This is a genomic window from Nonomuraea longispora (assembly GCF_004348345.1).
Classification (GTDB): domain Bacteria; phylum Actinomycetota; class Actinomycetes; order Streptosporangiales; family Streptosporangiaceae; genus Nonomuraea; species Nonomuraea longispora.
Window position 1 is genome coordinate 1 of record NZ_SMJZ01000288.1, and the last position, 8211, is coordinate 8211.

At 68.7% G+C, this 8211-nt stretch carries 8 protein-coding genes; 2 read left to right on the plus strand and 6 right to left on the minus strand.

Going from position 1 to position 8211, the window contains the following annotated elements; translation table 11 throughout:
* A partial coding sequence (locus tag E1267_RS40865; protein ID WP_132341229.1) for a CYTH domain-containing protein occupies positions 1-596 on the minus strand: 596 nt, incomplete at its 3' end.
* A 265-nt stretch (positions 597-861) separates the two neighbouring features.
* Complete coding sequence (locus E1267_RS40870) at positions 862-1632, minus strand: trans-aconitate 2-methyltransferase (RefSeq protein WP_246064638.1); 771 nt, start codon at positions 1630-1632, stop codon at positions 862-864.
* A 57-nt stretch (positions 1633-1689) separates the two neighbouring features.
* On the opposite strand from E1267_RS40870, the gene E1267_RS40875 reads away from it, so the two are divergent.
* Positions 1690-2196, plus strand: a complete 507-nt coding sequence (locus E1267_RS40875; protein ID WP_132341231.1) for a MarR family winged helix-turn-helix transcriptional regulator — start codon at positions 1690-1692, stop codon at positions 2194-2196.
* 132 nt (positions 2197-2328) lie between these two features.
* Here E1267_RS40875 and E1267_RS40880 read toward each other — a convergent pair whose 3' ends face one another.
* Positions 2329-4170: an ABC-F family ATP-binding cassette domain-containing protein gene (locus tag E1267_RS40880; protein WP_132341233.1), complete on the minus strand. Its 1842-nt coding sequence runs from the start codon at positions 4168-4170 to the stop codon at positions 2329-2331.
* A 236-nt stretch (positions 4171-4406) separates the two neighbouring features.
* Positions 4407-5309 carry a 4-(cytidine 5'-diphospho)-2-C-methyl-D-erythritol kinase gene (locus E1267_RS40885; protein ID WP_132341235.1) on the minus strand — a complete coding sequence of 301 codons (903 nt, stop codon included), beginning with the start codon at positions 5307-5309 and terminating at the stop codon, positions 4407-4409.
* 253 nt (positions 5310-5562) lie between these two features.
* Here E1267_RS40885 and E1267_RS40890 point away from each other — a divergent pair, with 253 nt between their 5' ends.
* Positions 5563-6465, plus strand: coding sequence for an arginase family protein (locus tag E1267_RS40890; protein WP_246064641.1), 903 nt, complete (start codon positions 5563-5565; stop codon positions 6463-6465).
* Positions 6466-6491: 26 nt separating this feature from the next.
* On the opposite strand, the gene E1267_RS40895 is transcribed toward E1267_RS40890, so the two are convergent.
* Positions 6492-7007: an NlpC/P60 family protein gene (locus E1267_RS40895; RefSeq protein ID WP_132341237.1), complete on the minus strand. Its 516-nt coding sequence runs from the start codon at positions 7005-7007 to the stop codon at positions 6492-6494.
* Positions 7008-7947: 940 nt separating this feature from the next.
* Positions 7948-8211: hypothetical protein (locus E1267_RS46020; RefSeq protein WP_220449918.1), on the minus strand; the 264-nt coding region annotated here is incomplete at its 5' end.

Genomic DNA, 8211 nt, shown 5'->3' on the forward strand with positions numbered 1-8211 from the left:
GCCTTGGGGAGCGGGGCGGGTTCGAGGAGTTTGGCGAGCTTGCTGGAGGAGGCCGACGGGGTCGCGCCCGCCTTCCTGAGCCGCTTGCCGACCTTGGCCAGCAGCGCCTTTTTGCCGTCTTCGAGCAGCTCGGCCTCGACCTCGCGCCACCGCACGACCATGGGCTCCTCGCCGAGGACGGTGCCCTTGACGTGGTCGTCGGCGATCTCGACGAGCCTGACGTCGCCGTCGAACAGGACCGTGACGCTCCTGCGCGTGTCGAGTCGGGCGACGGGCTGCAGCTCGGCGCCGCGGGTGAAGGCGCGGACGAGCTCGGCCAGTTCCGCCGGCACGATCTTGGTGCTGCGGGTGAGGGGCTGGGTGATCTCCTGACGCACGCCCTTGGCCTTGGGCAGCTTCAGGTGCCAGCCGGGATCGGCGCCGCCTCGCCGTCGTCTGAGGGTGACGCCGCGGGAGGCCAGCCGCAGGTCGGGCGTGTCATAGTAAAGGGCCACGAGCTGGTAAGTCTTCGGACCGACAACCTCGGCCAGCCCACTCAGGTCCGGAATTTCGTACTCTGCGGGGACATCGAACTTGTCCTCGATCTCGATACCCACTACACCTCGCCAAAGTCCGATTTCGGACCATAATGCCACCTCTAGGTGAACATCACACGAATTGCAGGAGCTCGATTCTGTTGCCCACCGGGTCGGGTACGTAGATGCGGCGGAAACCGGGAAAGAGGTCGTCCGGCACGGCTCCGGGGAGCTTCGCGGCCGCAGGCCGAGCACACCCGCGTAGAACTCCCGCAGCAGCGGCTCGCCCCCGCGGGCGCGGCGAGCTGAACGTGATGCACCGCTCTGGTCATCGCCGTTCTCCTCCTCATTTCTGCAGCACGACGAAGATCCTTCTGAACGGAAACGGCGTGCCGAAATTCCTGGCCGGATAGGCGTCGGCGAGCAGCTGGGCCAGATCGCGCTTGAACCGCCGCTGTTCGTCCGGGGCGAGACGGTCGAGAACCGGGCGCAGCGCGGTGCCGGACACCCAGTCGAGCACCGGATTCTCGCCTTGCAGCACGTGGATGTAGGTCGTCTCCCACGCGTCGACCTGGGCGCCGCCCTGGTTGAGCAGGTCGAGATAGTCGAGGGGGTCGCCGACCGGATTGCCCCTGAGCACGTCGCCGAGCCGGTCGGACCAGGCGCGGGAGGCGCACAACTCGCGGATCGCGACGTGGCTGGGCGCGTCGAAGTTGCCCGGCACCTGGAAGGCCAGCCAGCCTCCAGGCGCCAGTTCCTCGACCCAGTGCTCCAGCACGGAACGATGCTCGGGCACCCACTGCAGCACGGCGTTGGAGACGATCACGTCCACCGGCCGGTCGGGCCGCCAGGTGGCCACGTCGGCCACCGCGAACCTGGCCTTCGTCTCCAGCCGCCGCGCCTTGGCGATCATCGTCGGCGAGGAGTCGAAACCCTCCACGGTCGCACCCGGCCAGCGCACCCCCAGATGGGCGGTGAGCTCGCCACTTCCGCAGCCGGCGTCCACCACGTAGTCGGGATCGACCGCCCCCACCCTGGAGATCAGCTCGATGAACGGCCTCGACCGCTCGTCCGCGTAGACGGCGTACGTTACCGGGTCCCAGATATCTCTTGACATGAAGATAATTGATATCGAGAGAGATATCTCGATGTCAAGACAGTACACTTCTTTGTCATGACCGAGGATGCTAGAGACGAGGTCGACCGCCTCGTCGCGGCTTGGCGAACAGAGCGCCCCGACCTCGACGTCGAACCACTCCAGGTGCTCTCCAGGGTGTCACGACTGGCCAAGCATCTCGACCGGGCTCGACGGGCGGCGTTCGCCGAACACGACCTGGAGCCGTGGGAGTTCGACGTGCTGACCGCACTGCGAAGGGCCGGCAAACCGTACGAACTCAGCCCAGGCGCCCTGCTGCGGGCCACACTTGTGACCTCCGGCACCATGACCAACCGCATCGACCGACTCGCCCAGGCCGGCCTCGTACGGCGCCGTCCCGACCCCGAGGATCGGCGTGGCGTGCTCGTCTCCCTCACCGAAACCGGCCTCGCCCGCGTCGACGCCGCCTTCTCCGACCTGCTCCGCCGCGAACACGACCTGCTCTCCAACCTCGGCCCCACCGACCAGCGCGCCCTCGCCGGCCTCCTCCGCACCCTCCTCGCCCCGTTCGACTCACCCCTCTGAAACCCACGGCCCACCGGCCGGCACATGAAGCAGTCCCCCAGCCGCCCGTTCACCCCGCCTCCCAGAACTCCTCGCAAGCAACATCGCTGAATAGGAATTTGCGGCGGGGTCCTGAACGATCAGGGGGTGGGATCAGTCGCCGAGGCGGTCGGCGGTCTCCAGCCACTCGGCTTCGACGGACTCCTTCTGGGCGGTGATCTCGCGGAGCTCGGCGTCGAGGGTGCCGAGCCTGGCATAGTCGGTGGCCGCTTCGGCCATGGCGGCGTGCAGCTCGGACTCCCGGTCGCTCAGCTTGCCGAGCTGGCGTTCGAGGCGGCCCAGCTCCTTGCGGAGTTCGCGCTCCTCCTTGGCGGAAAGCCCACTCGAAGCGGCCTGAGCCGGACCCGCAGCCGACGCCGCGGAGCCCTGGGCGGCGGCGCCGGGGCTCGTGGTCGTCGTGGTGGTCGTGACGCTGGCCACGCGGGCCGTCAGAGCCGTGCCGGCGGCGCGGCGTTCGAGATATTCGTCGACCCCGCCGGGGAGCAGCGACAACGTGCCGTCGCCCAGCAGCGCCACGCAACGATCGGTCACCCGCTCAAGGAAGTAGCGGTCGTGGCTGACCAGGATCAGCGTGCCGGGCCAGGCGTCCAGCAGGTCTTCCAGCTCGTTGAGCGTCTCGATGTCGAGGTCGTTGGTGGGCTCGTCGAGCAGCAGCACGTTAGGGTCGTCCATGAGGAGCCTGAGCAGCTGCAGCCGCCGTCGCTCGCCACCCGACAGGGAGCCGACGATCTTCCACTGCGCCTCGCCCTTGAACCCCAGACGTTCGAGCAGCTGGGACGCCGACCACTCCTTCTTGCCGACCTGGAGATACTTACGTATCTCCTCCACCGACTCCAGCACCCGCCGCTCCGGGTCGAGCTCGGCCAGCTCCTGCGACAGGTGCGCCAGGCGTACCGTCTTGCCCCTGACCACGCGGCCGTCGTCCGGCTTGACCGTGCCGGCGAGCAGCCGCAACACCGACGACTTGCCCGACCCGTTGACCCCGATCAGTCCGATCCGGTCACCCGGGCCGAACTGCCACGTCAGGTGGTCGAGCACCAGCGGCCCGCTGCCGGGCCCGCCCGCGTGCAGGGTGACGTCCTCCAGGTCGTAGACGGTCTTGCCGAGGCGGGCCGCGGCGAACCGCATCAACTCCACGGTCTCCCGCGCCGGCGGCTCGTTCGCGATCAGCGCCTGGGCGGCCTCGACGCGGAACTTCGGCTTGGACGTACGGGCGGGCGGACCGCGCCGCAACCACGCGATCTCCTTACGCATGAGATTCTGGCGGCGTTCTTCGGCGGCCTGGGCGATCCGCGCGCGCTCCGCCTTCGCCAGCACGTAAGCGGCATATCCGCCCTCATACCGTTCGACCCGTCCGTCCACGACCTCCCACGTACGGGTGGACACCGCGTCGAGGAACCACCGGTCGTGCGTCACGACCACCAGCGCGCTCTTCCGGCCGGCCAGATGCCCGGCCAGCCAGGCGATGGCCTCGATGTCGAGGTGGTTGGTGGGCTCGTCGAGCATGATGAGGTCATGGTCGTCGATGAGCAACTGCGCCAGCGCCGTACGCCTGCGCTCGCCACCGGACAGGTCGGCGGCCCTGGCCTCCAGGTCGAGGTCGCCGATCAGGTTGGACAGGATCTCGCGAACCCGCTGATCCCCGGCCCACTCGTGCTCCGCGAGCCCGCCGAGCACGATCTCCTTCACGGTTGCGTCAGGGGCGAGCGTGTCCTGCTGCGACAGGAAGCCCACGCGCAGCCCGCGGTTGTGGGTGACCCGACCGGTGTCCGGCCGCACTGCCCCGGCGATGACGGACAGCAGGGTCGTCTTACCGCCCCCGTTGCGCCCGACGACCCCGATGCGCTCCCCTGCCTCTACGCCCAGGGAGATGTCGCTGAGGAGTGGTTTGGGCCCGTAAGCATGTGAAACCGACTCAAGGTTGACCAGATTCATGGCATACCCAGCGTATCGGCTCGCCGCCGGCCGCCCGACAGCAAAGAGCCATCCGCCCTTCCTGACGGCCTCCGCCACCGCGACGTCCCGCTCGCCCAGCCTTCGCACGGAGCGACGGCGGTCAGACGGTGAGCGGCATCGGCGGCCACCGTACGGAGAAGCCCTCGCGCTGCGGCGGAGAACCGTGTCAGCAGCCGCCGTACGGAGTGCGGTGGCTGTCCGTGCGGTGGGGGTGGTCAGAGGAGGGTGGCTCCGGCGACGGGGCCGTGGGCGGCGACGGCGGTGTGGGCAGCGCCTGTCGTGGTGAGACCGCGGGCCAGGTCGCGGGCGTGCAGGGCGTCGATGGCCAGGAACGCGCACGTCGGACCGGAGCCGGAGACGATCGCCCCCAGCGCCCCGTGCTGGCGCCCTGCTTCGAGGGTCGGCGCGAGCTCCGGGCGGAGGCTGAGCGCGGCCTCCTGGAGGTCGTTGCTCAGGTGGGCACCCAGAGCGTAGGCGTCACCGGTGCCCAGTGCCTCCATCAGGGAATCGTCGAGTTGAGGCCAGGGCACCTCGGCGGCCGAAGCCTCCCTGAGGCGGTCGCATTCCGCGTAGACGCGGGCTGTGGAGAGCCCGCCGTCCGCCAGCGCGAACACCCAGTGGAACGTGCCCCCGGTGGGCAACTCGCTCAGCTGCTCGCCGCGCCCCGTGCCCACCGCAGTGCCCCCGAGCAGCGAGAACGGCACGTCGCTCCCGAGGTCGGCGCCGATCTCCATGAGGTCTTCGAAGGGCAGCCCGAGCCCCCACAGCTCATTGCAGGCCACCAGCGCACCCGCCGCGTCGGCGCTGCCACCCGCCATCCCTCCGGCGACCGGGATGTCCTTCTGGATGAGCAGGTCGGCGCCGTAGCCGCGGCCCGCGTGCTTGGCGAGCGCACGGGCGGCCCTGATCGCCAGGTTGCTGTCGTCGACCGGCACCTGACCGGACCACTTCCCCGACACCGACACGGTGATCGCCTCGGACTCCTTGGCCGTCACCTCATCGAAGATCGACACAGCGTGAAAGACGTTGACCAGGTCGTGGAAGCCGTCCTCCCTGAGCGGGCCGACAGAAAGTTGCACGTTGACCTTCGCAGGCACACGCACGGTCACCGAACTCATCGATCTTCTGCCACTTCCATCACTTGCCGCGGTCAAGGACACTCGATGGTATCGGGGCCCGCCGCCCTGACATGCGGTTGTCTCAAGGTGACTGCTCCGTTCCCCAAGGAAGCGGCTTCTCGCTGAGCCGCTTCCGCGGCCTGGCGACGGGCGAGCCCTGCCCTGAGGATGTCGGTCGCCGCGTTCACATGGGTAGGGCTCTTGGGTCAGGTGGTCGGTTTGGTGAGCGAGGAGGGTGGGGGCGTTGGCTGATGTGACGGTGATCGAGGTGCCGCAGTGGCGGGGATCGGGAGCTCCCACGGCACAACGGTTGATGGAAGGCGCGCGGTTGCTCGCCGACATGGTGAACGCCGATCACCGGGTGTCGGTGGACGCTGATGACGATCTCGTCGAAACCGCCGCCAGGGTGCGGGAAGCGGTCCAGCGGGTGCGTGGTGGGCTGATGGTCACCGCGGGTGGCGACTGCGGGGTCGAGTTGGAGCCTGTGGCCGCGGCCCGGAAGCGGTTCGGGGATCGGCTGGTGGTCGTCTGGTTCGACGCTCATGGGGATCTCAACACGCCTGTTTCATCGCCTTCCGGGGCTTATCACGGGATGGTGCTGCGTGCGCTCACCGGAGAGGGGCCCGAAGGGCTCGTGCCGGAGGTGGCGGTGCGGCCGGAGCGGATCGTGCTGGCCGGGGTGCGCGATCTCGATGCCCCGGAGGTGGAGTTCGTCAGGACTCGAGGGATCCGCCATGTCCGGGAGCCGGATGCCGCAGCCCTTGTGGAGGCGATCGCGGCTTGCCACGCGACCCCGGCCGGCACGACCGTCACGGTTCCCCACGAAACCACGGGCAACGCGACGCCCACGGCTCATCACGGGGCGTCGGCCGAAGTCGGGGACGGAGCTTCTGGTGCGGCGGCTGTTTATGTGCATATTGATCTCGATGTGCTCGATCCGCAGGTCTTCGCGAGCGTGGGTTGCCCGGCGCCTGGTGGACTGCATCCCGATCAGTTCCTTGCTCTGGTCGGCGCCATCGCCGAACGGTATGAGGTGGCGGGCCTCGGGATCACGGAGTATGAGCCGTCCGGGAAGGAGGATCAGGAGTTGCTCACCGGTCTGGTCGGGCAGTTGGTCGATGTCTGCTCGGGACGGCGAGGGGCAGGCCCGCTGTAGCCCGAGCAGGGCGACGTGGATAGCGGTCAGCCCGGGCGTACGGCGCCACGGAACGCGGTGCGGAAGTAGGGCGAGCGGAGGAAGTCGACCTTTCGCACCACGTCGCCCGTCTTCGGAGCATGGATCATGACGCCGCCTCCGAGGAACAGGGCCACGTGGGTGGGGTCGCCCGTGCCGCCGCCGAAGAACAGCAGGTCGCCTCGGCGGCGAGCGCTCAGCGGGATCCTGCGGCCCTGGCGGAACTGGGCGCCGGTGTAGTGGCTCAGTCGTACCCCGGCCTTCGACCAGGCGTAGAGGGTCAGGCCGCTGCAGTCGAAGCCGGTCGTGGCGGCTCCCCGCCCGATGCCGATGGTGGGACCCTTCGCTGAGCCTCCGCCCCAGGAGAAGGAGACGCCCAACTGGCCGAGGGCCGCGGCGGCGGCTATCTCGCCTCTGGTCGGGGTGCGTTTGAGTTGTGCCAGGGCGGGATCGGGGACTGCGACGAGAGCGGTGCACAGGCCGCCGCCGAGGGCGAGCCAGACGAGAGCGATGCGTCGGAACATGGGGCCTCCCTTGTTCGTACGTGAGTTCGGGAGACCAGGATGATGTGGCGGGGTGAGGGGGGTGGAGCCGAGCGGTGTTCTGTGGAGAACGATCGCTTATCCACAATCAGATGGTTGACCTGGAGTTTTACGCCTACGCTGCCCCGTGTTGGCCCGGTTGGCCCGGTTGGCCCGCGAGCGACCCGTGACCGGCGTTTTCGCTGGTCAGCGCCTCACTGCTGATCGTTTCGACGGATAGAGCCGCTTCGATCCGGGCGTCCGCAGCCGGGGAACGGGCACGCGCCGGTAAACCCCATCGGGACTAGCGAGGCGCTGAAGCGCCGTGCTCGCCCTCGCGGCTTGACGGCACGGCCCTCCCCGGCCGCCGAACCCGGCACCACACCCGCCGACGCCACGACCCACCCACACCCTCACCGCCATGCCTTGGCCCCCTGACGCCTGCGCCGCCGCTGATACTTCGTCGCCCCCCGGAACGTGAGGTGCCAGCCGCGACAACTCCCGCACTCATACACCTGCGTCGGCATGTACCCCAGCGCGTTCTTCACCGGATCCGGGTTCTCCCGTATCCGCCGCAACTCCTTCAACGCCTCATCATGCGAGCCGAAACACACCTTCCCCGCCTTCTTGCACCTCGCACGCTTACCTGACCCACCCATCGCAGGGCTCCTCTCCTAGGGCTTCACCGACGACGCAAGCAGTCCCGCCCGAAGACGCACAGGCACGGACCGCCATCCCTGTCACACCAATCCCGAGCCCCCGGCCAGATCCACCGGACCGCGTGACGGGCACCACGCCATCCGCTGTGGCCAACCCACGCAGAAGAACCCGGACCCCATGGGGTGTCGGTCGATCCGGGTCCATCCCGCCGATCTAGCCGGGGGCCGTCCACCCTGGTGCTGCGTAGCCGCTACTCGCCGAACGGCTCACCAGGGCATTGCGATCAACCGAAGGTCAATGGGTGTCGGAGCGACCCTCCGATTGCATCCCCGGGCAGGGATGGCTTCTGAGCCTCTTCGCGCCAGGCACCTACCCACTCATGACCCACACGCGCGAACACCTCATCACCCACCGCAGCCACGAAGCGATCCCACACACGTCGCGGAACCCGCAACGACTTGACCCGCCAGCCCACCGGCCGCTCACCCACCGCCAACCGCTCATCGATCTCGAAACACACCCAACCCCGGCGCTCCTCCACCTGCTC

Excerpts from the sequence above, each read along its gene's own strand:
- E1267_RS40870 (WP_246064638.1), bottom strand. The coding sequence starts at position 1,632 with ATGTCAAGAGATATCTGGGACCCGGTAACGTACGCCGTCTACGCGGAC.
- E1267_RS40885 (WP_132341235.1), bottom strand. The coding sequence starts at position 5,309 with ATGAGTTCGGTGACCGTGCGTGTGCCTGCGAAGGTCAACGTGCAACTT.
- E1267_RS40895 (WP_132341237.1), bottom strand. The coding sequence starts at position 7,007 with ATGTTCCGACGCATCGCTCTCGTCTGGCTCGCCCTCGGCGGCGGCCTG.
- E1267_RS40875 (WP_132341231.1), top strand. The coding sequence starts at position 1,690 with ATGACCGAGGATGCTAGAGACGAGGTCGACCGCCTCGTCGCGGCTTGG.
- E1267_RS40880 (WP_132341233.1), bottom strand. The coding sequence starts at position 4,170 with ATGAATCTGGTCAACCTTGAGTCGGTTTCACATGCTTACGGGCCCAAA.